We start from the raw sequence: 23,722 nt of genomic DNA, 5'->3' as shown, positions 1-23,722 counted from the left end.
TCCACCTCGATTCCGCTGTGTCCGCCCTTGCCGCGGACCCTGCCACCGCCGGCGCTGCCAACGCCGCGCCCCACCTCGCCGGAGACCGGTGGGACATGGCCAACCGGCACCTGCTCCGCAAAGCGCTCGCCGAGTTCTCGCACGAACGGATCATCGCTCCGGAACTCCTGAGTGATGAACCGGGGGATGAGGGGACCGGCAGCTACCGGCTCCGCAGCGGTGACGGCTCGCACGAGTACCGCTTCTGCGCCCGGATCCTGGAACTTGACCACTGGTCCATCGACGCCGGCTCCATCCGGTGCTTCCGGGACGGCACCGAAGCGCCGCTGGACGTGCTGGAGTTCATCACGGCGTTCCACACCACCCTGGGCATCACCATCCAGATGCTCCCGGTCTACCTGGAGGAGGTCAGCAGCACCCTGGCCAGCCACGCCTACAAGCAGTGGGCCGGCCAGCCGTCCGCCGCCGAACTCGCAGCCGGCGTCACGGGCGGGCGCGATGCCGCCGCCGACTTCCAGGCCATCGAACGCAGCATGACCGAGGGGCACCCCTGCTTCGTGGCCAACAACGGCCGGCTGGGCTTCGGCATCAGCGACTACCATGCGTTTGCTCCCGAGACGGGCGCCCCGGTCCAGCTGCAGTGGATCGCCGTCCACCGCAGCCACGCCGTGTTCACCTCTAGTGCAGGGCTGGACTACCGGGCGCACCTGGACGCCGAACTCGGCCCGCTGGCCGGCCACTTCACCAACGAATTGCAGCTCCAGGGCCTGGACCCCGGGCATTACTTCTTTATGCCCGTCCACCCGTGGCAGTGGGAGAACAAGCTGACGGTCACGTTCGCAGCTGAAATCGCCCGCCGGCGCATCGTTTACCTGGGCACCGGGACGGACGTGTACCAGGCCCAGCAGTCCATCCGCACCTTCTTCAACACAAGCGCCCCGGCCCGGAACTACGTCAAAACCGCCATGTCCGTCCTGAACATGGGGTTCATGCGCGGGCTGTCGCCGCAGTACATGAAGGCAACACCGGCCATCAACGACTGGCTGCGCACCCTGATCGAGGATGACGCGGCGCTGCAGCAGCGCGGATTCACCATGATTGGCGAAATCGCCGCCCTTGGCTACCACAACGGGTACTACGAGGCGGGGTCAGCGCCCGGTTCCCCCTACCGCAAGATGCTCTCTGCCCTGTGGCGGGAAAGCCCCCTGCCGCTGCTGCGGGACGGGCAGCAGCTGGCCACCATGGCCTCCCTCCTGCATGCCGATGCGGCGGGCAAACCGATGGTTTCCGCGCTGATCCGGCGCTCCGGGCTGGCGCCGGCGGACTGGCTGCGCCGCTACTTCGAGGCCTACCTCGTTCCGCTGGTGCACTGCCTCTACCGGTACGAGCTGGCGTTTATGCCGCACGGCGAGAACGTCATCCTGGTCCTCGAGGATGGCGTTCCCGTCCAGGCCATCATGAAGGACATCGCCGAGGAGATCGTGGTGATGGGGGACCGGCTGGACCTTCCCGAGGAGGTGTCCCGGATCCGGGCTGCCATCCCGGACGGGGAAAAGGTGCTGGCCATCTTCACGGACATCTTCGACTGCATCTTCCGCTTCCTCGCAGCACTCCTGGAAGAGGACGGGATCCTGGGCCAGGAGGAGTTCTGGCGCACGGCAGCAGCGGCCATCAGGGACTATCAGGGCCAGCACCCGGAACTGGCGGACCAGTTCGCCCGCCACGACCTGTTCGCCCCGGACTTCGAACTGTCCTGCCTCAACCGGCTCCAGCTCCGCAACAACCAGCAGATGCTGGACCTCGCGGATCCCTCGGGCGGGCTGCAGATGGCCGGGCGCCTGGCCAACCCGCTGGCGAAGTTCGCCGGGCGGTAAGAGCCGGGAACATCCGCCGGAGGTCAATGTGGCTAGGCTGGCAGCATGATGCCAACCACTTCCCGAACAACCGCACTCGTCACCGGGGCCAGCGCGGGGCTGGGCGCCGAGTTCGCCCGCCAGCTCGCTGCCCAGGGCACCAACCTGGTCCTGGTGGCGCGGAACCGGGCCCGCCTTGAACATACGGCGGCGGACCTGGAACGGCGCTACGGAATCATGGCTGAGGTGCTTCCCGCGGACCTGACCGACGACGCCGGCGTGACCGCCGTCGTCGGACGCCTGTCCGATGCGCAGCGGCCGGTGGGCATCCTGGTGAACAACGCGGGGATCGGGCTGCTTCATAACTTCGAGGACAACTCCATCACCGAGGAGAAAAAGCACCTGAAGCTGCACGGCGAAACGGCCATGGTGCTCACGCACGCTGCCCTCAAAGGCATGCTGGAGCGCGGCGAGGGCCGGATCATCAACGTGGCCAGCATTGCCGCGTTCCTGCCCCGGGGCACGTACTCGGCGGCAAAGGCGTGGCTGGTGAGCTTCAGCCGGTGGGCCAACCTCGCCTACCGCAAGCAGGGCATCAAGGTCACGGCGGTGTGCCCCGGCTTCACCCACACCGAGTTCCACGACCGGATGGGCATGGACAAATCCGTGGCGCCGTCGTGGGCCTGGCTGCACGCCGGCCGTGTGGTCCGCGAAGGCCTTGCCGACAACGAACGCGGACGGGCGGTGTCCATCCCGTCCAAGCGGTACAAGGTGGTGGCCGCGGTGGCGCGCGTAGCTCCCGCCAAACTAGTGGCGGGGCCTCCCCGCACGCCCAAATAAGGGGAGGCGCCCCAACAGGGGAGCCCGTCCCAGCAGGGCCGCAGGGCTCCGCGACCCCGCCCGCCGCACGGCCACCACCACCAGGATTCCCACCAGGGCGCCCACCAGCGTTTCCACGCCACGCTCCAGGATCAGGAGGGCGGGGTCGATGGGTGCGGCAAGCTGTGTCATCAGCAGGATGACGGGTGTGAAAGAGACCATGGCAAAGCCGTAATGGCGGGCCATGAACAGCTCAGTGGTGAACTGGAACAGGATCACCAGCAGCGCCAGCAGGATGGCCTGCTGCCCGGGGAAAAGCCCAGTGAGGGTCCATGGCTCAGGGAGAATGACGACGGCGGTGACCGCCAGCCCCACGAACGTCCCCACGATGCGGTGGACGCCGCGGCGCACGCTGCTGGGGAGGTCTGCCCCGGCCAGCGGGACGGCAGCCGCCGCCATGGCCCAGTGCGGATGGCCGCTGCCGCTGAGCACGCCCAGCGAACCCGCGGCCCCCACTGCCAGCACATACCTGGCGGCGTGCAGGATCACCTCCCGGCGCCCGGCCGAACCCGGATGCCTCGCCGCGCCGCGCTGCCAGGACCGCCGGCGCAGCCAGCCGCTGAAACCCACCGCCACGGAGAACGCGGCACTGCCTGCGGCAATCAGCATGGCCACGTACCAGGGAACCACCGTGGGGACGGAGGCGCAGGCGCCCAGCGCGAGGATGCCGAAGAACGGGCCGTTGGGCTTGAGCCGCACCCGGTCGGAATACACGGATCCCACCCCGGCAAGCACGGCTTCAACAGCCACCAGCCACCAGGAGTGAAGATGGTTGACGGACAGGAACACGCCCACGCCTACGCCGGACAGGAGCACCAGTGCGGCCTGGGCCTGGTGGCGGAGCCGCAGCTGATGCTGCTCGTTCCGCCCGTACATACCCGTCAGTGCCCCGAACACGGCATAGATGATGAGGTCCGGCCGGCCGGCAACCAGAAGCAGCAGCGAAGGGACTGCCACGCTGGCGGCCACCCGGAGCGCCGCGAGGTGGTCATTGTTGGCAGGCTCCAGCCGGTGGAGGGCGCGGACCTGCTCAACCACCCGTTTCATCCCGCACCATCCCCGCCGTTGTGTGTGTCCGGGCCCTTTGCCGGCCCCCCAAAATTATTGCCGGACGGCCTGAATGGAGTCATATCCTTCGGCGCCCCACGGACACACAAGGACATGGGCCGGCCCAGGAGAGGGCCGGCCCAGCACACAGGCCTGCCTGTCCCGCCGCGGGGGCAATGAAAAAGCGGTACGGCAAAGGCCCGCCCTGCATGCTTCCCCCAAGGAAACATGCCGGACGGGCCTTTGAAGCGTGGGCTACAAGACGCGCCTGGCTCCGCCGGAAATCTAGACTCCGGCCGGAACCTTTTCGGCCGCACGGGCGTCCGTGACGTCCTGCGTTTCGAACGGCAGCTGGTCCAGGTCGATCAGTGGGTTCTCGTCCTGGGTGGCCACCAGTTCCCGGGCTTCCGCCTGGGTGTCAACGCTGGGCATGGAACCCGGCAGCGGACGCTGCGCTGATTCCTTCAGGAAGTAGATAGCCACCGCACCCACCAGGGACGTGCCCATCAGGTAGTAGGCGGGCATCATGTCGTTCCCGGTTGCACTGATCAGGGCGGCAACAACGAAGGGCGTGGTCCCACCGAAGATCGCCACCGAGAAGTTGTAGGCGATGCCCATGGCGCCGTAGCGGCTGGACGTGGGGAACTGCGCCGGCAGTGCGGAGGCCAGGTTGGCCACGTAGAACGTCACCGGGAAGGCGATCAGGGCGAGGCCGGCAAGGGTGGACCAGATCTCACCGATGCCGATCAGCATAAAGGCAGGGGTTGCCAGGACCACCGTGCTCAGGGCGCCGATCCACAGGACCGGCCTGCGGCCAATCCGGTCGGACAGCTTGCCGGTCAGCGGAATGCAGAGGCTCATGACCACCAGGACCGGAATGGTCAGCAGGGTGCCATGCACTTCGTCGTAGCCCTTGGCCTCCGTGAGGTACGTGGGCATATAGGAGGTGAGGGCGTAGCCGGCCGTGTTGGCGGCGGCCACCAGGATCATGGCCACGATGATGGAGCGCCAGTAGGCCTTGACGATGCCCACCGGGCCCTTTGCCGCGGCCTCGTCGGAGGCGGCAGCGTTCTTGGCGATGTCCTCCTGGGCATCCAGGGTGGCCTGGAACTGGGGGGATTCCTCGATCCTGCTGCGGAAGTAGATGGCGACCAGGCCCAGCGGACCGGCAATCAGGAACGGGATGCGCCAGCCCCACTCCTCCATGGCAGCCTGTCCCAGGGTGAGCTGGAGGGCAGAGACCAGGGCCGCGCCCAGGGCGAAGCCCAGGTAGCTGCCCATGTCCAGGAAGCTGGCGAAGAACCCGCGGCGCTTGTCCGGCGCGTACTCGCTGACGAACGTGGTGGCGCCGGCGTATTCGCCGCCCGTGGAGAAGCCCTGCACGATTTTCAGCAGCACCAGCAGGCCGGCGGCCCACAGGCCGATCTGGGCGTAGCCGGGCAGGAGGCCGATCGCGAAGGTGCTCGCGGCCATCAGCATGAGGGTCGCGGCAAGGATCTTCTGCCGGCCCATTTTGTCGCCCATCCAGCCGAAGATCACGCCGCCCAGAGGGCGGGCGATAAACGTGGCGGCGAAGGTTCCGAGCAGGAACAGGGTCTGCGTTGTGGGGTCGGATTCCGGCAGGAAGACCGGCCCCATGGTGGTGATGAGGTAGCCGAAAACGCCTACGTCGTACCATTCCATGGTGTTGCCGACGATGGTGCCGCCGAGTGCTTTTTTGAGCATCGGCTGGTTCACGACGTTGACATCGGATTCCTTGAGCCGGCGGCGTGGCAGCCGCCGGGGCTTCTTGGCAGCCGTGACGGCTGCCTGGTCTGTTCCGCTGGCGTTCCTGGCGCCTGCTGAAGAGTCGGTCATGCTTCGGTCTGTGGGCATTTGGGCAACTCCTGTGGAGGTCATTTGCTTGCGACTTGTAGCTGCCCCGCTCCGGGCAGGCCTTCAATTTTACGGGAAAACCATGGCTTCCCCGCCCGAAATGCCGTAGGATCAGCTCTTTTGGGGCCGTTTACGCTGACTTTTCCCACATTGTTTTCCCGCCTTTTCCCGCGTCATTACAGGGATGGGGCCCGCCGGCACGGATCGTTACCGAATTTTTTTGGCTGCAACCCGGTTTGGGATGCTTTTTGCGGGTACTCCGCCGCCAAAGTGAGCGTCCTCACGCAGTCTCCGTGCCTCCCTTCCGTCCCCGCAGCGGCGTCGTGGCGCGGGCCTCACGGACCGCCGTCGGCCTTCTTTTCCGTCCTCGGGCCAAGGGGTTCACAGGCGGCTGCTCGGTGCCTATGGTGGAGCAATGGGAATCCTTCTTTTTGAGTAGGCGGATGCGTGCGGCCGGACAGGGTCCGGCTGTGCCCCGCCCCTCCGGTCAGGCCCGCGCAACACTTGCTGGGCACGGTGCGCATTACAGTCCGCTGGCATTTTCAGCGATCCCCGGACGCCCCCGTGGCGGCAACGGGCAACACTTCGTTTCATCGCGGAAAGGAAGATCACATGGCTGACAAAGTCCGTACATCACACATCAAACCCGAGCTTGCCGACCACCTGGCGGCGGCGATGAACACTCCGTACCTGCCTGGTCCCGCAGTGGCCGGTGCAACCGGAATGCCGCAGCAGAACGCGTGGCCGGATGGCAACGGAAAGCGGCGGCACCCGAAGGAACGCGGCTCCGGCCTTGGCAGGATGGGCCACGAAGCCGCAGTGACGGCCGTTCACCGCACCAGCCGGCCGCAGATGCCGCACTCGTCCTGACCTGGCCCGGACAACCATCGCGCTGGCAACACCCTGAATAACCATCGACACGCAAATTGCCTGGCGACCCCACTATGTGATGGTCGCCAGGCAATTTCCGCGTCACGGATGAAGGTGTGCGTCGAAAGCCGGCTCACGCTTCGCGCACCACCTCGGACGGTTCCTTGTCGAGCCGCCAGCCCCGCCATACCGGGTGCCGCAACCGCCCGGGACCGGTCCACTCGCTGTAGGTCACCTCACCCACGAGCTGCGGGGCAATCCAGTGGGCGTCCGCGGCGTCGGGGCGCGGGACGTCATGGAACGGTGAGGTTTTCCTCGCGAGGCGCTCCACCGTCTGCCGGAGTTCGGCAAGCTCCCGGGTGCTGAACCCACTGCCCACCCGGCCCACGTACTCCAGTTTGTCCCCATCAGGGATGCCCACCAGCAGTGAACCCACAGTGTCCTGGCGGCCGCCCTTGCCCGGCCGCCAGCCGCCCACCACCACTTCCTGGGTCTGTTCAATCTTGAGCTTGATCCAGGTGCGGGTCCGCTGTCCGCTCACATAGCGGCTGTCCGTCCGCTTGGCCATCACGCCTTCGAGGCCCAGCTCCCGGGCACTTTCCAGGATGTGTTCAACCTTGTCCTCGAGGACAAGGGAAAGGTCCACCGGGCAGCCGGAGGGCCGAAAGAACTGCTCCAGCCTCTGGCGCCGCTTGGTGAGCGGCAACCGCCGGAGGTCCGTCCCGTCGTCGTACAGCAGGTCGAACAGCACCAGCCGCACTGGGATGGCTGTCCGGGCCTTCGCGACGTCGGCGGGCCGGGTCAGCTTCATCCGGCCTTGCAGCAGTCCGAAGTCAGGCCTGCCGGCGGGCCCGACGGCGATGATCTCACCGTCTGCGACGAACGGCTGCCCGGGCCAGCACTGCCGGTCGGTCAGTTCAGGATAGGTCCGCGTGACGTCGTTGCCGTTGCGGCTGAAGATGCGCACAGTGGTTTCGTCCGCGACCATGATGGCGCGCACCCCGTCCCACTTGAGTTCGAACTGCCAGTTGCTGCCCTGGAGGTCGGCGGTGTCACCTGACGTGGCCATCATGGGCCCGAAATCCTGGGGTGCGAGATTCGGGCGCGAAGCGGCAGCCGGCGCCTCCTTCTTATCCGGCACGTCCTCCGGCACCTCTTCCGGCACCTCCGGCGGCTCTGGAGGCGGCGCCGCGTGCCGCCGTCGTCCGCGTTGATGCTCCGTGTCCATAAGGTGGATGAGCCACTGCCCTTCGGCGTCCTTGCCCTGCCCGCGGCCGGTGTGGATCAGCGCGACCTTTTTGGTCCCGCCCAGGCCGCCGCCCTCGGACCCATTGAGGGTGACGATGACCTCGCGGCCGTTGATCCACTTGTGCAGCTCATAGGTGCCGGTGTCCCAGATGGTCATCTCGCCTGCGCCGTACTCCCCTTTGGGGATCGTGCCGTGGAAGGTGAGGTAGTCCATCGGGTGGTCTTCGGTCTGGACGGCAAGGTGGTTCTTGCCGCCGGATTCCGGGACGCCCTTGGGCAGGGCCCAGGACACCAGGACGCCCTCGTGCTCCAGCCGGAGGTCGAAGTGAAGCCGGCTGGCGTGGTGCTCCTGGATGACGAACGCATCGCCGCTGCCTGCCGCGCCGCTGAACGGTTCGGGTGTCTTCTGTGGGTCGCGCATGGAGCGGTACTTCCCCAGGCGGGGGTTGCCGTCGTGCACGTCGCCGCCATGCCCGTTCCCGCCGTGCGCTCTGGCGTCGCCGGAAGGATGGCCCGCGGCCTGGACGACGGCGGCAAACGGGTCCTTGCCGTCCTGCACCCGCCGCAGGACTGTTTTATAGTCCAGGTGCTTGAGGCCGGGAGAACTGATTTCCCGCCAGGTGCGGGGCGCGGCGACCATGGGCGTGGGGCGGCCGCGCAGTGAGTAGGGCACGATGGTGGTTTTCGCCGCATTGTTCTGGCTCCAGTCCACCAGCACCTTGCCCTTGCGGAGGGTTTTCTTCATGTCGCTGACGGCCAGGTCCGGATGGTCCGCCTCCAGGGCGCGCGCCAGTTCCCGGGCGAATGCCGAGATCTGGTCCGAGCTCTGGCTGCGGTCCAGGGCGGCGTACAGGTGGATGCCCTTGCTGCCGCTGGTCACCGGTACCGGGTCCATGCCCACGTCCTGCAGGATGGCCCGGGCCAGGAGCGCCACCTCAACGCATTCCTCGATGCCCGCTCCCTCGCCGGGATCCAGGTCCAGGACCAGCCGGTCCGGGTTCAGCTGGTTCCCGTGGGAGTCCACCTGCCACTGCGGCACGTGGATTTCCAGGGAATTGATCTGGCCGAACCAGGTCAGCGTGGCGGGGTCGTTCACCATGGGGTAATGGATGGTCCGGTCTTTATGGGTAATGGCGGCCCGGGGGAGCCAGCCCGGTGCGGAGTCCTCGAGGTTCTTCTGGAAAAACACCTCGCCCGGCTTTTCCGCGGTGCCCACTCCGTTGACCCACCTTTTGCGGGTGGCCGGCCTGCCGGCTGCCGCGGGGATCAGGACGTGGGCTACGGCGGCGTAGTAGGCAAGGACGTCGGCCTTGGTGGTGCCGGTCTCCGGATAGATGATTTTGTCCAGGTTGGTCAGCGTGAGTTCACGTCCGGCAACGCGGACACGCTCCTTACTTGCTGCCATAGGGCTTCACCTCCGGCCCGGACTGATGTTGACTGTAGGAATGAGAGCCATCTGGAAAGGTGCCATCGCGTTTGGCCTGGTGAACGTGCCCGTCAAGGTCTACAGCGCCACTGAAGATCATGACATCAGTCTGCACCAGGTTCACAATGCCGACGGCGGCAGGATCCGCTACCAGCGCCGGTGCGAAGTCTGCAGCCAGGTCATCGACTACTCCGACATTGAGAAGGCCTACGAGGAAGACGGCCGGACGGTCATCCTGTCCAAGGACGAGCTCAAGTCCATTCCGGCGGAGAACAGCCACGAGATCGAGGTGGTGCAGTTCGTCCCGTCCGAGCAGCTGGAACCCATGATGTTCGAGAAAAGCTACTACCTGGAGCCGGATTCCAAGACGCCCAAGGCCTACGTGCTGCTGCGGCGGGCCCTGGAAGACACGGACCGGGTGGCCATAGTCCAGTTCGCGCTGCGGGAAAAGACACGCCTGGGCGCCCTGCGGATCAAGGACGACGTGCTGGTGCTGCAGTCCCTCCTGTGGCCGGACGAGGTGCGTGAAGCCAACTTCCCCGCACTGGACACGTCCGTCAAGATTTCACCCCAGGAGCGCGAGATGTCAGCCGCGCTGGTGGAGTCCATGGCCGCGGACTTCGATCCCGTCTCCTTCACGGACGAGTACCAGGTGCAGCTGCGCCAGCTGATCGAGGCCAAACTCGAACAGGGCGACGCCCTGGATACGGAAGCAACCTTTGGCGTGGAGGAAGGCGAAGGCGGCAAGGGTGAAGTCATTGACCTGATGGAAGCCCTGAAACGGAGCCTGGACCGGAAGCGCGGTGCCGGGGCGGCTGCCTCCTCCGGCGATGAATCCGGCGGGGAGTCCGATGAGGAGGAGGACAGCGGCGAGGAGGAGGCCAAGCCCGCGCGCCGGGCCTCCGGAACAAAGACGACGGCAGCCAAAGCCGGGACCACCTCCACGGCATCAAAGCCGGCCACGAAGTCCACGGCTGCCAAAGCCGGGACCGCCAAGACCACGGCAGCAAAATCCACCGCTGCAAAGTCGGCCGAAACGAAGTCCACCGCCGCGAAGTCATCGGCCACGAAATCCACCGGGACAAAGACCGCAGCGAAGACAACAGCAAGCAAGACCGCCAGCAAGACGGCGTCCGGCAAAACCTCCGCTGAACCTGCCGCGAAGTCCACCTCCACCAGGGCCCGCAAGCCGGCCTGATCCGGGATCCGGGCAGCACGCGCAGGGGGACCAGAAGGGGACTGCCCGACGAGCCCCGATCCACCTGGGTCAGCCCTGGAAGCAGTGCGATCTTTACAGCGGGCTACTGCGCGTCCACAATGAGTCGCATCGCAGCCTCCGCTGTGCCCACAGCGTGCTGACACCTGAGCGGCCAGTAAAGGAGCGCGGACCATGAACGATCAGACGGATACGGCGGAGGCGGACCGGGCGCTGAAGCAGAAGCACCGGGCCATGTGGGCGTCCGGCGATTACCCGGCCTTGGCGGACGAGATGCTGCTGGAACTGGGCGCCATCCTGGTGGAAGCATGCGGAATCACGTCCCGCCACCGTGTGCTGGACGTGGCAGCCGGCTCCGGTAACGCGGCAATTCCGGCCGCGATGATGGGCGCCAAGGTGGTGGCCAGCGACCTCACGCCCGAGCTTTTCGAGGCCGGGCGCCGCGAGGCCGCGAACCGGGGAGTGAGCCTGGACTGGCAGGAGGCGGATGCCGAGGCCCTGCCGTTCGGCGAGGCCGGGTTCGACGTCGTGATGTCCTGCCTCGGCGTTATGTTCGCGCCGCACCACCAGGCTGCTGCCGACGAACTGGTCCGGGTCTGCAAGCCCGGCGGCACCATCGGCCTGCTGAGCTGGACCCCGGAAGGGTTCATCGGCAAGATGTTCGCCACCATGAAGCCCTTCGCCCCGCCGCCCCCGCCCGGTGCCCAGCCCGCACCGCTGTGGGGGAGCGAGGAGCACGTCCGGGAACTGCTGGGGGACAGGGTTACCGAGGCTAAGGCGCGCAAGCAGACGCTGGCGGTCCGCAGCTTCCATCAGCCGGCCGATTTTGTCCGCTATTTCAAGTCCCACTACGGACCCACCATCTCGGTGTACAAGTTCATCGGCGAGGACCCGGACAAGGTCAAAGCACTGGACCAGGCCCTCACGGAGCTGGCTGATTCCTTCGGGGACGCGCACGGCGATTCGCCGTTCCAGATGGAGTGGGAGTACCTGCTGTTCACAGCGAAGAAGGCTGGCTGATGCCGGGAAACCATGTGGCAACGTCGTCCACCGTGATCGGCGCACCGGCGAGCCATGTCTGGGATGTCATTACCGACCCGGGGGCCGTCAAGGAGTTTATGTTCGGCGCGGACCTGGTGACGGACTGGACCGTTGGCGGACCCATCGTGTGGCGCGGCGAGTGGGAGGGCAAGGCCTATGAGGACAAGGGCTACATCCTCGAGGTGGAGCCCGGCCAACGGCTTGTCCATACGCACTTCAGCCCGCTCGGCGGCGAAGAGGACAAGCCGGAAAACTACCACACGCTGACCTGGACCCTCGAGGACCAGGGCGGCGCCACCAGGCTCACCCTGAGCCAGGACAACAACCCCACCGAAGAGGCGGCCGCCCATGCCCAGGGCATGTGGGACATGCTCGTGGCGGACGTCAAGAAGATCGCCGAGCGCGGCTGACCTACCCGGCGCGGCGGGATTGACGCGGCGGGATTAAAAAGCGGCGGCCGCCGTCGGGCGCATCCCCTGGGGGACACGCGCGACGGCGGCCGCCGGCACGTTGCTGTCACAACGCGGTGCTGCTACTCGGCGTCGTGATCCGTTTCCAGGATCTGGACCAGGCGGTCCAGCGCGGTGTCAGCGCCGTCGCCTTCGGCGCGGAGGACTACCACGTCGCCGTGGGAGGCGCCCAGGCTCATGAGGGAGAGGATGCTGGCGGCATCCATGGCCTCGTCCGCCGGCTCGCCTTCACGGGCGATGGTGATGTCCAGGTCGAACTCTCCGGCTGCCTCGGCAAAGATGGCGGCGGGGCGGGCGTGCAGGCCCACGCGGCTGGCGACGGTTGCGGTGCGTTCTGGCATTGTTGCTCCTTTTGTCTTTCGGCTTGCTGTGCTTCAGCGCCGGATGGGTAGTGGCCGGATCAGACCGTTGCTGGAACGGTTTCCACCGTAGCAGCGGTCTTGGGGGCTGCCCAGCGTTTGAGGGCCACCACGGCCAGGGCGCTGACGATGGTTCCGGCGATGATCGAGATCACGAACATCAGCAGGTTGCCGATGGCGAAGAAGACGAAGAGGCCGCCGTGGGGTGCCTGCGACGTGACGTTGAAGGCCATGCACAGTGCGCCGGTGAGGGCACCGCCCACCATGCTGGCAGGGATGACGCGCAGCGGGTCGGCCGCGGCGAACGGGATGGCGCCTTCGGAGATGAAGGATGCACCCAGCAGCCAGGCTGCCTTGCCGTTTTCACGCTCGGCGAGGCTGAAGAGTTTCTTGTCCAGGACCGTGGCCAGGGCCATGGCCAGCGGCGGAACCATGCCGGCAGCCATGACGGTTGCCATGATCTGCCACGGCGCCTGGTTGTCGGCGCTGCCGGCGCTCAGGCCGGCCACCGCAAAGGCGTAAGCCACCTTGTTGACCGGGCCACCGAGGTCGAAGCACATCATGAGGCCGAGAATGATGCCCAGGACGACGGCGGACGCGCCGGTCATGCCGGACAGCCACCCGTTCAGGGCCAGCGTCAGGCCTGCGATGGGGCCGCCGAGGACCAGGAACATCAGGCCGGAGGCAAAGATGGAAGCGAGCAGCGGGATGATCACCACGGGCATCAGGCCGCGGAGCCAGCGCGGCACCTGCCAGGTCCCGATCAGGTGGGCCATGTAGCCGGCGAGCAGGCCGCCGACGATGCCGCCGAGGAAGCCGGCGCCCATGAAGCCGGAGACTGCACCGGCAACGAAACCGGGTGCGATGCCGGGCCGGTCAGCAATGGCGTAGGCGATGTAGCCGGCCAGTGCAGGGACCAGGAATCCCATGGACAGCGCGCCGATCTTGAACAGCACTGCGCCAAGATAGGTGGTCAGGCCACCTTCGGGCAGGTTGCCAAAGTTGTTCTCTACAACCACCGTGTCCGCGACTTCGGTGATGTCGTAGCCACCCAGCAGGAAGCCGAGGGCGATCAGCAGGCCGCCGCCGGCGACGAACGGAATCATGTAGCTGACGCCGGTGAGGAGTGCCCGCTTCAGCTTCTGGCCGATGTGCTCGCCCTTTTCCTCGGCGTCGTGCTCGGCCTGTTCCTCGGCACCGAAGTGCGGGACGCGGCGGGCGTTCGGGTTGTCAGCCGCAGCCAGTGCTTCCTGGACCATCTTGGCGGGCTCGTCAATGCCGCGCTTCACGGGGGCGTTGATGACCGGCTTGCCGGCGAAGCGCTCCTTGCCGCGCACGTCCACGTCCACCGCGAAGATCACGGCGTCGGCGGCAGCGATCACGGCGGGGTCCAGCGGCTTGGCGCCGGAGGAGCCCTGCGTTTCCACCTGCAGGTCAACGCCCGCTTCCTGTGCCGCGGCCACCAGGGAATCGGCTGCCATGTAGGTGTGGGCGATGCCCGTGGGGCAGGCCGTCACGGCAACGAGGCGCCTGGGTGCTGCGTTTGAGCCTGTCGAAACCGCAGTTGCCCCCGCAGCGCTGGCGCCGGCGGCTGAGCCGGCGGAAGCTGCACCGACAGAAACTGCGTCCGCCGGGGCGGCGGCAGCATGGGCGGCCGGCTTGTCGGCGAGGGCGCCGTCCACCAGCTCGACGATTTCCTCCCGGGAGGACGCGGCGCGCAGGGCTGCGGTGAAGTCCTTTTTGATCAGGGACCGGGCCAGCTTGGAGAGCAGCTTCAGGTGCGCCTGGTCTGCTCCGTCCGGGGCGGCGATGAAGAAGATGAGGTCGGCGGGGCCGTCCTTGGCGCCGAAGTCCACCTTCGGGTCCAGGCGGGCCATGGCCAGGGTGGGCTCCGTGACGGCGGCCGAGCGGCAGTGCGGGATGGCAATGCCACCGGGAATGCCCGTGGCGGTTTTCTGTTCGCGGGCGAAGGCGTCGGCGAAGAGGCCTTCAACCTCTGTTGCGCGTCCGGCGGCAGCAACCTTGCTTGCCAGATGCCGGATCACCGCCTCGGGCGCGTTGCCCAGGTTCTGGTCGAGCTCGACCAGTTCCGTGGTGATGAGCTGAGTCACTGTCAATCCTTTCGAAGGGCCGTGATGGTTACGGCATCCGGGGTGGTTTGGTGAACTGCCGGAACGGTGGAACCGGGCAGGGAGGCGGCAGCGGCACCGTGGGCCACTGCCTGGCGAAGGCAGTCGGCCGGGGCGGCGCCCTGGCCGTGGGCGAGCAGATAACCGGCCAGCGCGGAGTCGCCCGCGCCCACCGTACTGACCGCGGCGACCGGCGGATGCGTGGCCAGCCACGCGCCCTCGGCCGTTACCAGCACAGCTCCCTTGGATCCGAGAGTTGCCAGCACAGCACCCACACCGGTACGTACGACGGCGGCGGCGGCTGCCGCTGCAGCCGCCGGGTCCGCTTCCAGTTCGTCAGCGGTGGCCGGGGCAAAGCCGGCCGCGGCGGCCAGTTCTGCCAGTTCTTCGGCGTTGGGCTTCAGGAGGTCCGGCATGCCGGCCGCCCCGCCCGTGAGGGCGGCGGCGAGCGGCTGTCCGGATGAGTCGACGGCGATGCGCGGGGCGGCGCCGTCTGCGGAGGAACGGAGGCGCTGGGCCGCCGTTGCGTAGAAATCTGCGGGGAAGCCCGGCGGCAGGGAGCCGGCCATGACCACCCAGCTGGCACCGCGGGAGCTTTCCAGCAGCAGCTTGATCAGGGCTTCCTGCTGGTTTTCGTCCAGCAGGGGGCCCGGCTCGTTGATCTTAGTGGTCACGCCGCCGGGCTCGGTGAGCGCAACGTTGGTCCGCAGCGGCTCGCCGATGGGCAGGGAGACGAAGGGCACCGCGCTCTCCCGGAGGCCGGCGAGGACCGGATCGCTGTCGGCACCGGGAAGGACCGCCACCGACTCCAGGCCGGAGGCCACCAGGGCGCGGGAGACGTTGACGCCCTTGCCGCCGGATTCCTGGCTGACGGAGACGGCGCGCTGCACCTCACCGCGTTCGAGGGGCCCGGGAAGGGCGACGGTGCGGTCCAGGCTGGGGTTGGCCGTGAAGGTGACGATCATGCGATCACCACATCGACGCCGGCCTCTTCCAGGGCGGCTGCAAGTTCAGGTCCGGGTTCGCTGTCTGTAATCAAGGTGTCCAGATCTTTCAGGGAGGCGAACTGGACCAGGGTTTCCGTGTCCAGCTTGGTGGAATCGGCCAGCACCACAATGCGGCGTGCCGAGTGGACGAAGGCTGCCTTGACGGCGGCTTCTTCAGGATCGGGGGTGCTGAGGCCGAAGCCTGCGTGGATGCCGTTGGTCCCCACGAAGGCGATGTCCGGGCGGATTCTTCCCGCGGCCTCAACCGTTGCCTGGCCCACGGCTACCTGGGTGATGCCGCGGACCCTGCCGCCCAGGATGTGCAGGGCAATCCCGGGAACACTGGAGAGCTTCCCGGCGATGGGCACGGCATGGGTGATGGCCACCAGTTCGGGCCGTGGCCCGGCACCATCGGAATGTTCGACGGCGGTGCGCCGGGCGAGCATGTCCGCCAGGACTTCCGTGGTGGTGCCGCCGTCGATCAGGACGCTGCCGGGGGAGTTGCGTGGGATGAGGGCCAGGGCCGCCTCGGCGATACGGATCTTTTGGTCGGGCCGCTGGATGGCGCGCTCGTTGACGCTTTCCTCGGTGGTGCTGAAACGGTCGGCCGCCACGGCGCCGCCATGGACCCGGCGGACGGTTCCCGCGTTTTCGAGGGTGGCGAGGTCCCGGCGGACGGTTTCGGTGGTGATGCGGAAGCGCTCGGCCAGGAGGGTCACGCTGACCCGGCCGCTGCCGGCAACAAGCTCGGCAATCTTTTGCTGGCGCTCCTCGGCGAACACGTACCCTCCGTTGCGTAGTGGCTGGGATTGCGGTGGCTACTCAGCGTGACTGGCATCACATGATGTTGAGTTACTTGACTTTATCTTTGATTCTGTTGGTTTGTCAATGGAAACCCACACGAAACAAAATGCCCGCTGATTCGGGAGTGCTGACCGCGGTGGTGGAGCAAGCGAAAAGCCGGGCCGGACCATGGTGGTCCGGCCCGGCTTTCGGGCTTGGGGGGCACGTCGTGCCTGGTCACTCCTGCAGCGCTCTCCCGGCGCTTTCGGCCCGGCTAGATTCCGCCGTCCCTGCTTTCGTTGCGCGTGATGCGCTCGCCAGTGTTGGGGTCCACCACGGAGCGGGTTTCGCTGACGCGCCTGCTGCGGCCGGGGGAGGCGAGAATGAGTGAGGCGATGAGCCCGATAACGCCCACGGCCATCAGGATGTAGCCCACCAGGACCTGGTCCACGAAGGGGATAAGTCCTGGCGCTACAGCCCAGGCGAGGATGGCGCCCAGGGCGATGAGGAAGATTGACGATCCGATTCTCATAACGTGCTCCTTTATAGGCCGGAAAGTGCGGCGCCGGTAGGGCATTGTTGGAACGGTATTGCCTGCGTATTAACTGCTCAGCATGCTGCTGTTAGGCGCCACGCTACAGCCCGGAGTTGCCGGATTCAATGACCCGCGCGGGTGCTCCGGCGGCGGAAAGCCTGGTGCAGGAGGGAAAGCAGTGACGCAGGGGTTTTGCCCCGGGCCTCAGCGGCATCGCTAGGCTGGGCGGATGGAAACAGTTGTGTGGTCCAGGCCGGAGGACCAGCGCGCAGGAACTCCCTTGCTGGTGATGATGCACGGTTACGGCACCGACGAGTCCCGCATGGTCCGCCTCTTCGACTACCTGCCTGCGGAATTCACCTTCGCCGCGCTGAGGGCGCCGATGCCCATCGGCGACCACTATGGCTGGTTCCTGCTGGACTACTTCCTGGCCAATGATTTCGCCGACGTCATTACCATCACCAGCAAGGTTCACGGCTGGATCAGGTCGGTCAGGGACCAGCACACCAGTGTCAGCCTGATGGGATATTCGCAGGGGATGGCCATGGCGAGCACGCTCCTGCGGCTGCATCCGCGGGAGTACAAATCAGTTGTGGGTCTGTCCGGCTTCGTCCTGGACAACGAGCTCCTGGCGCTGACCGACTCATTTGATCCCAAGCCGCCGTTCTTCTGGGGCCGCGACAAGGCGGACCTGGTGATCAATGATGACGCTATCGCCCACACCGCTGACTGGCTTGAGAAGAACACCCTCCTGACCGCCCGGACCTACCCTGGCATGGGGCATGCCATGTCCAAGGCTGAGATGGTGGACGTCAGCGCGTTCCTCAGGCACTACGCCCTGCGCTAGGGCTACCCACCCCGAGATTTCCGTCACATTGGCGCGCCAATCCGGCGGGTCGAAAAAACAGTTGCCAGCCAAATTTGTAAGCGCTTACACTCATCTTCGGCCGTAACAGCGCGGTCCTGAACTGGGCGGACGAGGAGGCCAGTGACATGCAGGCACCGTGCCGCGGCCGCAACACCTGCGCTTGCCGCCCCACTGCGGGCACACTCCTGCACGACACCAGCCGGGCGGGCCTTGCCCGCCGGGGTTGTTCCCTGGGGTCAACAGCCCCATCATGGAAGAAGTATCTGGATCAGCAGGCCCCGCGCGCCGCAGCGTCTTTCGCCGGCAGCCGCCCGCCGCACGTGCAGATCACCCGGGCACCGAAGCCAACACTTAGACCACCAATCCGTCTTCACGGCTGCCCGCCGTCTGAAAGGACAACGTACTGCTGATGACTGCACCTTCCGTAACCGAGACCGCCGCCTGGACCGGAGCTTCCGCCATCCTGTTCGACCTGGATGGAGTCCTCACACCCACTGCAACCGTGCATGAGCAGGCATGGCAGGAACTGTTTGAGGGCTACCTTGCCTCCCAGCCCCAGGTGCCGGGCTACAGCGAAAGCGACTACTTCGACCACATTGACGGCAAACCGCGGTTCGACGGTGTCCGCGACTTCCTGGCGTCCCGCGGAATCGTGCTTCCCGAAGGCCCTTTGGATGACGACCCCGCGAACTCCACGGTCCAGGGGCTGGGCAACCGGAAAAACCGGATCTTCAACGACATCGTGAGCGCCGGCGTGGAGCCGTTCGAGGGCTCAGTGCGTTTCCTTAAAGCCGTGCTGGACCGCGGACTGAAGGTCGCCGTCGTCTCCTCCTCCCGCAATGCCCCCGCGGTCCTCGAAGCTGCCGGCCTCAGCCGCCACTTCGCAGTCGTGGTGGACGGTGTGGTGGCTGCCCGGGAAGGCCTGCCCGGAAAACCCAGCCCGGCCACCTACGACTATGCCGCCCGTTTGCTGGGGTTGCCCAGCGAGGAGTGCGTGGTGGTGGAGGACGCCATGTCCGGCGTGCAGGCCGGCCAGGCCGGATCGTTCTATTCCGTCATCGGAGTGGACCGTGGCGCCGGACGGCAAACCCTCCTGGACGCCGGGGCAACCCTGGTGGTCAACGACCTCCAGGAACTCCTGCCGTAGCCCGCCCGCCGCCTTCCCCCGGGCGGCACCGGCTGCTCCCCCCGGCAGCGCCAATCCAAGTACCTCCCTCCCTACGAATACCCTGTGCCGGCCGTGCCGGTTGTACAGCACACGCCTAAGGATCCCAACACCATGGCCATCATCACTGCGGACCGCGACAGGTTCCCGAACACCCCTTGGCAGCTTGTGGAAACACGCCACGAGCCGGGTGACGCCGGGACCCTGGAGACGCTTTTTTCCCTGGGCAACGGGCACCTGGGCATCCGCGGTGCCCACTGGGCTGCCGCCGACTCCGACTTGCCGGGCAGCTTCATCAACGGCCTGCACGAGATCTGGGACATCAAGCACGCCGAGAATGCTTTTGGTTTCGCCAGGACGGGCCAGCGCATCCTGTACATCCCGGACGCCAACAACTTCACGGTGATCATTGACGGCGAGACCCTGAGCCTTGCCGAATCCGAGGTGCTGGACTACCGCCGCTCCGTTGATTTCGCCACCGGAACCTACGAGTGCCGGATCACCTGGCAGTGCCGCTCCGGCGCCTCCGTGACCACCACGGAACGCAGGGCCCTGGGCTTCGCCTCCCGCGGCAGCCTGGGTATTTCGCTCCAGGTGGCCGCCGACCGCGACGTCGCGCTGGACGTGACGTCATCCGTCATCAACCGCCAGGACCAGCCGGTGGAGGACCACTCCGTCCACGATCCGCGCCGGGCCGGCCGCCACGCCGGCCGGGTGCTGCTGCCGCTGCGGCTCGACGGCGGCGACGGCTCACTGCGCCTGGCCTGGGAAGCTGCCGAATCGAAGCAGCGCGTGGGCATCGCGGTGGACCACTGGACCTCGGCCGGCTACCAGCCATTCGACACCCAGGTGGACCAGGACGACAGCAGCGTCCGCTACGTGCTGGCCGTCAGCGCGGACGAACCCTTCACGCTGGAGAAGAGTGTCAGCTATGCGGCCGGGCGGGCAATCCAGGACGCCGCAATCGACGCGGCCGAGGTGGCCGAAGCAGGCCTGCGGTCCGTCCAGGACATCTTCGCCGAGAGTGCGGCCCACTTCCGCGACTACTGGGCAACCTCGGACATTGTGGTTGACGGCGGCGGGCCCGAACTGCAGCAGGCCATCCGCTGGAACCTGTTCCAGCTGGCCCAGGCCACTGCGCGTGCCGGTGTGGCCGGCATCCCCGCTAAGGGTGTCACGGGCTCCGGCTACGAGGGCCACTACTTCTGGGACCAGGAGGTCTACCTCCTGCCGTACATGACCTACACCAACCCGGAGGGCGCCCGGCAGGTCCTGGAGTTCCGCCATGGCATGCTTCCCGAGGCCAAGATCCGCGCCAAGGAGCTCAGCGTGGACGGCGCACTGTTCCCCTGGCGCACCATCAACGGGCTGGAGGCCAGTGCCTACTACGCAGCCGGCACGGCACAGTTCCACATTGCCGCAGCCATCGCCTTCGCCACAAACAGGTACCTCTGGGCTACCGGGGATACCGCGTTCCGTGACGGGATGGGCGCCGAACTGCTGATCGAAACCGCACGCATGTGGATCTCGCTGGGCTTCTTCGGCAAGGACGGGCTCTTCCACATCCACGGCGTCACCGGCCCGGACGAGTACACCGCCGTGGTCAACGGCAACCTGTACACCAACGTCATGGCCCGCTTTAACCTCCGCGCTGCTGCCGCCCTGGAGCATGCCGGCGTCAGCCAGGAAGAACGGCAGCTGTGGGAGGCCGCGGCCAACCTGATGCAGCTGCCGTTCGATGACCGCATGCAGGTCCACTCCCAAGACAACGACTTCATGACCCTGGAGGCCTGGGACTGGACCACACCACGGTCCAAATACCCACTGCTGCTGCACTTCCACCCGCTGGTGATCTACCGCCACCAGGTCCTCAAGCAGGCTGACACCGTCCTGGCGATGTTCCTGCAGTGGCAGGACTTCACCGCGGAGGAAAAGCAGCGGGCGTTCGACTTCTACGACCCCATCACCACGGGCGATTCCACCCTTTCCGCGTGCGTGCAGGGCATCATGGCCGCAGAGGTGGGGTACTCCAAGGAAGCACTGGACCACTTCACCAATGCCGTGTTCATCGACCTTGATGACACGCACGGCAACACCATCGACGGCGTGCACATCGCCTCCACCGGCGGGGTGTGGAGTTCGCTCGTCTGCGGCTTTGCCGGCCTCCGCGACCAAGGGCCCGTTCCCTATTTCGACCCGCGCCTGCCGGCTGAGTGGAACGGGCTGACCTTCCACCTCAAGATCCGGGGCCGGCTGCTGCTGGTGCAGTTGGATTCCGGCTCGCTGACCCTGACGGTGCAGGAGGGCGAAACCCTCGAGGTGGACGTCCGTGGCCAGCTGCTGGCTGTTGGGGCCGAGCCGGTCCGGGTGGCACTTGAGCCCGTCAGTGAACCGGAGCCCACGGTCTTCCCGAGCGGACTTCCGACGGCGAGCATCCCGGTGGTGCGCGGCCACAGCTGAGCCGCTGCCCACCCCAGCGCGGGCTAAGCCGGGGAGGCGGCGGCGGCGGGCCGCCGCCTCACTCTCCTGCCGCCGTCGTCCGTTCCACCTCGGGTGACCGGTCCAGGGGGTGGGCCAGCTCGTCGTCGGGCATCCGTGCCACGGCCATGGCGACCACCGCCATGACGGGGCAGACGCCGCCGGCCAGCAGGAAGATCAGCCAAATGGGCAGGACCTCCGCCGCAGGGCCGGCCAGGGCCATGGACACCGGCATCAGGGCGAGCGACACGAAGAAATCCAGGCTGGAGACCCGGCCCAGCAGGTGGGGCGGAACGCGCCGCTGGAGCAGCGTGCCCCAGATGACCATGCCCACACTGCCGGTGACGCCCCACACAAACAGGGCTGCCGCCATGACCCAGAAGTTGTCCATGAGGCCGACGGCGGCCAGCGGCATACTGCCGATTCCCCAGGACACCATCATCACCGTGAGGTAGCGCCGCGGCAGCCGAAGGGACGCCGTGACGAGGGAGCCCGCTGCCGCGCCGACGCCCATGACTGCCAGCAGGAAGCCGAACATGCTGGAGTCGCCGCCCAGCTGGTCGCGCACCACGAACGGCAGCAGCACCTCGATAGGGCCGATCAGGAACAGCACGGAGATGCACGCCCAGATCAGGGTCCACAGCAGCCACGGCGTGCGGAGGGTGTAGCTGACGCCCTCGCGAAGGTCATTCAAGAACGACTGTTTCCGGTGCTCCCCGGGGCTCTGTTCATGCCCGCCGTGCTGCGTGGCCAGGGTATGGCGGCCCAGGAAGTTCAGCACGATGAACGCCAGCAGGTGGCACATGGCCACACCCGTCACCGCATGCGAGGGCGAGAGGGCGGCCACCAGGATGCCCGCCACGGCAGGGCCTGCCGCCTGCTGGAGGACCGGCCGCATGGTGCCTTCCATGCCGTTGGCTGCCAGCAAATCCTCGGCGGGGAGGATGCGCGGCAGGATGGCCGAGTAGGCGGGGAAGAAGAAGGCGGCGCCGACGCCCAGGACGAACGCGCCCGCCGCAACATGCCACAGCTGCAGCCACCCGGTTATCGCCAGTCCGCTGATGGTTGCGATGACCGCCAGGTTGACGCCTTCGACGGCGATGATCAGCTGGCGCTGCGGGATCCGGTCTGCGGCGATGCCGCCGGCCAGGACGAACGCCACCAGGCCGATGCTGCCGGCGGCCGCCACCATGGAGAGTTCAAGCGGTCCGCCGTCCAGGTGGATTACCTGGTAGACCATGGCCACGGCCCACATGCCCGAGCCGAAGATGGAGATGGCCAGCGCTGCGATCAGGACCCGGTACTCACGGTGGGCAAAGGGGCGCAGGGCTTTGGGGGCGGGCATGGGGTTAATTCTAGGCTCTGGGCGACAGCCGGGGACCGGCCCGAAACCCCCTCCCGAAGGCAACGCGGGGTCACTCCCGGCCCAATGTCCGCCGCTCATCGGGCCTGTTCTGACCCCGCGTTGCTTCGTCTTAGCCGGCGAGGAGGGTGCTGGCTTCCTGGCGGGTGGTGCCGGAGTCCTGGATGCCGTCGGCGATGTGGGCGAGGGCGGCGGGGATGTCGCGGCCTTTTTTGCGCATCGCGGTGGCCCAGAGCCGGCCGGCGCGGTAGGAGGAGCGGACCAGGGGCCCGGACATGACGCCGAGGAAGCCGATCTCGTCCGCTTGCTGCTGCAGGTCCACGAATTCCTGCGGCTTGACCCAGCGGTCCACGGGCAGGTGGCGTTCGGAGGGGCGCAGGTACTGGGTGATGGTGATCAGGTCGCAGCCGGCGGCGTGCAGGTCGCGGAGGGCTTCGGAGATTTCCTCGCGGGTTTCGCCCATGCCCAGGATCAGGTTGGACTTGGTGACCATGCCCAGGTTCCGGCCCTGGGTGATGACGTCCAGGGACCGGTCGTAGCGGAACGCCGGGCGGATCCGCTTGAATATCCGGGGCACGGTTTCGACGTTGTGCGCGAACACTTCGGGCTTCGAGGCGCAGATCGCGGCGATGTGCTCCGGCTTGCCGGAGAAGTCCGGGATGAGCAGTTCGACGCCCGTGCCGGGGTTCAGCTCGTGGATTTTGCGGACGGTTTCGGCGTAGAGCCAGACGCCTTCGTCTTCGAGGTCATCGCGGGCCACGCCGGTGACCGTGGCGTAGCGCAGCTGCATGGCCTGGACGGAGCGGGCCACCTTGGTGGGTTCGAACCGGTCCACGGGGGAGGGCTTGCCGGTATCGATCTGGCAGAAGTCGCAGCGGCGGGTGCATTCGGAGCCGCCGATCAGGAAGGTGGCTTCCTTGTCTTCCCAGCATTCGAAGATGTTGGGGCAGCCGGCTTCTTCGCAGACGGTGTGCAGGCCTTCCTTTTTCACCAGGTTCTTCAGCCCGACGAACTCCGGGCCCATCTGGACCTTGGCCTTGATCCAGTCCGGCTTGCGCTCCACCGGGGTGGCCGCATTGCGCTGCTCGATCCGCAGCATCTTCCGGCCTTCAGGTGCCAGTGTCATGGTTG

At 66.9% G+C, this 23,722-nt stretch carries 19 protein-coding genes; 9 read left to right on the top strand and 10 right to left on the bottom strand.

The genetic code is table 11. The features are described 5' to 3' along the window. Positions 1–17 precede the first annotated feature (17 nt). Positions 18–1,874: an IucA/IucC family protein gene (locus tag B5520_RS19030; protein ID WP_303048435.1), complete on the top strand. Its 1,857-nt coding sequence runs from the start codon at positions 18–20 to the stop codon at positions 1,872–1,874. Between the two features lie 45 nt (positions 1,875–1,919). Beyond that, on the top strand, positions 1,920–2,693 hold the full coding sequence (locus B5520_RS19025; RefSeq protein WP_079598631.1) for an SDR family NAD(P)-dependent oxidoreductase: 774 nt from the start codon (positions 1,920–1,922) through the stop codon (positions 2,691–2,693). On the opposite strand, the gene B5520_RS19020 is transcribed toward B5520_RS19025, so the two are convergent. Next, complete coding sequence (locus B5520_RS19020) at positions 2,661–3,779, bottom strand: FUSC family protein (protein ID WP_079598630.1); 1,119 nt, start codon at positions 3,777–3,779, stop codon at positions 2,661–2,663. The two genes, B5520_RS19025 and B5520_RS19020, sit on opposite strands and share 33 nt — an antisense overlap. Positions 3,780–4,064: 285 nt before the next feature. Further along, a complete protein-coding gene (locus B5520_RS19015; RefSeq protein ID WP_079598629.1) occupies positions 4,065–5,654 on the bottom strand; it encodes an MFS transporter in 1,590 nt (529 codons plus the stop codon). 612 nt (positions 5,655–6,266) lie between these two features. Between B5520_RS19015 and B5520_RS19010 the strand changes: the two genes are divergently transcribed. After that, the gene (locus B5520_RS19010) at positions 6,267–6,524 is read left to right on the top strand and encodes a hypothetical protein (RefSeq protein ID WP_079598628.1); all 258 of its coding nucleotides are present in this window, start codon (positions 6,267–6,269) and stop codon (positions 6,522–6,524) included. A gap of 133 nt (positions 6,525–6,657) precedes the next feature. On the opposite strand, the gene B5520_RS19005 is transcribed toward B5520_RS19010, so the two are convergent. Further along, entirely contained in the window at positions 6,658–9,177 is a 2,520-nt protein-coding gene (locus B5520_RS19005; protein ID WP_079598627.1) for an ATP-dependent DNA ligase, read from the bottom strand. 40 nt (positions 9,178–9,217) lie between these two features. On the opposite strand from B5520_RS19005, the gene B5520_RS19000 reads away from it, so the two are divergent. The 3 genes from B5520_RS19000 (at position 9,218) to B5520_RS18990 (ending at position 11,865) form a co-directional block, all read left to right on the top strand. Next, positions 9,218–10,396, top strand: coding sequence for a non-homologous end joining protein Ku (locus tag B5520_RS19000; protein ID WP_079598626.1), 1,179 nt, complete (start codon positions 9,218–9,220; stop codon positions 10,394–10,396). Between the two features lie 192 nt (positions 10,397–10,588). Further along, positions 10,589–11,434, top strand: a complete 846-nt coding sequence (locus B5520_RS18995) for a class I SAM-dependent methyltransferase (RefSeq protein ID WP_079598625.1) — start codon at positions 10,589–10,591, stop codon at positions 11,432–11,434. Further along, a complete protein-coding gene (locus B5520_RS18990; RefSeq protein WP_079598624.1) occupies positions 11,434–11,865 on the top strand; it encodes an SRPBCC domain-containing protein in 432 nt (143 codons plus the stop codon). The genes B5520_RS18995 and B5520_RS18990 overlap by 1 nt, the downstream gene beginning before the upstream one ends. Positions 11,866–11,987: 122 nt before the next feature. On the opposite strand, the gene B5520_RS18985 is transcribed toward B5520_RS18990, so the two are convergent. From B5520_RS18985 to B5520_RS18965, 5 genes are all read right to left on the bottom strand, one after another. Further along, on the bottom strand, positions 11,988–12,266 hold the full coding sequence (locus B5520_RS18985; RefSeq protein ID WP_079598623.1) for an HPr family phosphocarrier protein: 279 nt from the start codon (positions 12,264–12,266) through the stop codon (positions 11,988–11,990). A gap of 59 nt (positions 12,267–12,325) precedes the next feature. Then, positions 12,326–14,395 carry a PTS fructose transporter subunit IIABC gene (locus B5520_RS18980; RefSeq protein WP_079598622.1) on the bottom strand — a complete coding sequence of 690 codons (2,070 nt, stop codon included), beginning with the start codon at positions 14,393–14,395 and terminating at the stop codon, positions 12,326–12,328. 2 nt (positions 14,396–14,397) lie between these two features. Further along, on the bottom strand, positions 14,398–15,378 hold the full coding sequence (locus B5520_RS18975) for a 1-phosphofructokinase family hexose kinase (protein WP_079598621.1): 981 nt from the start codon (positions 15,376–15,378) through the stop codon (positions 14,398–14,400). Then, on the bottom strand, positions 15,375–16,181 hold the full coding sequence (locus tag B5520_RS18970; protein WP_079598620.1) for a DeoR/GlpR family DNA-binding transcription regulator: 807 nt from the start codon (positions 16,179–16,181) through the stop codon (positions 15,375–15,377). The genes B5520_RS18975 and B5520_RS18970 overlap by 4 nt, the downstream gene beginning before the upstream one ends. A 275-nt stretch (positions 16,182–16,456) precedes the next feature. Further along, positions 16,457–16,714, bottom strand: coding sequence for a DUF6458 family protein (locus B5520_RS18965; protein ID WP_079598619.1), 258 nt, complete (start codon positions 16,712–16,714; stop codon positions 16,457–16,459). A 232-nt stretch (positions 16,715–16,946) separates the two neighbouring features. On the opposite strand from B5520_RS18965, the gene B5520_RS18960 reads away from it, so the two are divergent. The 3 genes from B5520_RS18960 (at position 16,947) to B5520_RS18950 (ending at position 21,210) form a co-directional block, all read left to right on the top strand. Then, positions 16,947–17,564: an alpha/beta hydrolase gene (locus B5520_RS18960; RefSeq protein WP_079598618.1), complete on the top strand. Its 618-nt coding sequence runs from the start codon at positions 16,947–16,949 to the stop codon at positions 17,562–17,564. Between the two features lie 430 nt (positions 17,565–17,994). Next, the gene (locus B5520_RS18955) at positions 17,995–18,732 is read left to right on the top strand and encodes an HAD family hydrolase (protein ID WP_079598617.1); all 738 of its coding nucleotides are present in this window, start codon (positions 17,995–17,997) and stop codon (positions 18,730–18,732) included. Positions 18,733–18,864: 132 nt separating this feature from the next. Continuing rightward, positions 18,865–21,210 carry a glycoside hydrolase family 65 protein gene (locus tag B5520_RS18950; protein WP_079598616.1) on the top strand — a complete coding sequence of 782 codons (2,346 nt, stop codon included), beginning with the start codon at positions 18,865–18,867 and terminating at the stop codon, positions 21,208–21,210. 58 nt (positions 21,211–21,268) lie between these two features. On the opposite strand, the gene B5520_RS18945 is transcribed toward B5520_RS18950, so the two are convergent. Both B5520_RS18945 and lipA read right to left on the bottom strand, forming a co-directional pair. Beyond that, entirely contained in the window at positions 21,269–22,573 is a 1,305-nt protein-coding gene (locus B5520_RS18945; protein WP_079598615.1) for an MFS transporter, read from the bottom strand. Between the two features lie 130 nt (positions 22,574–22,703). After that, positions 22,704–23,717, bottom strand: coding sequence for a lipoyl synthase (gene lipA / locus B5520_RS18940; protein ID WP_079598614.1), 1,014 nt, complete (start codon positions 23,715–23,717; stop codon positions 22,704–22,706). Positions 23,718–23,722 lie beyond the last annotated feature (5 nt).

The sequence above is a fragment of the Arthrobacter sp. P2b genome, assembly GCF_900168295.1.
In the GTDB taxonomy this organism is placed as follows: Bacteria; Actinomycetota; Actinomycetes; order Actinomycetales; family Micrococcaceae; genus Arthrobacter.
The sequence above is the reverse complement of the archived record's forward strand: the minus strand, read 5'-3'. Positions and strand labels throughout refer to the sequence as shown.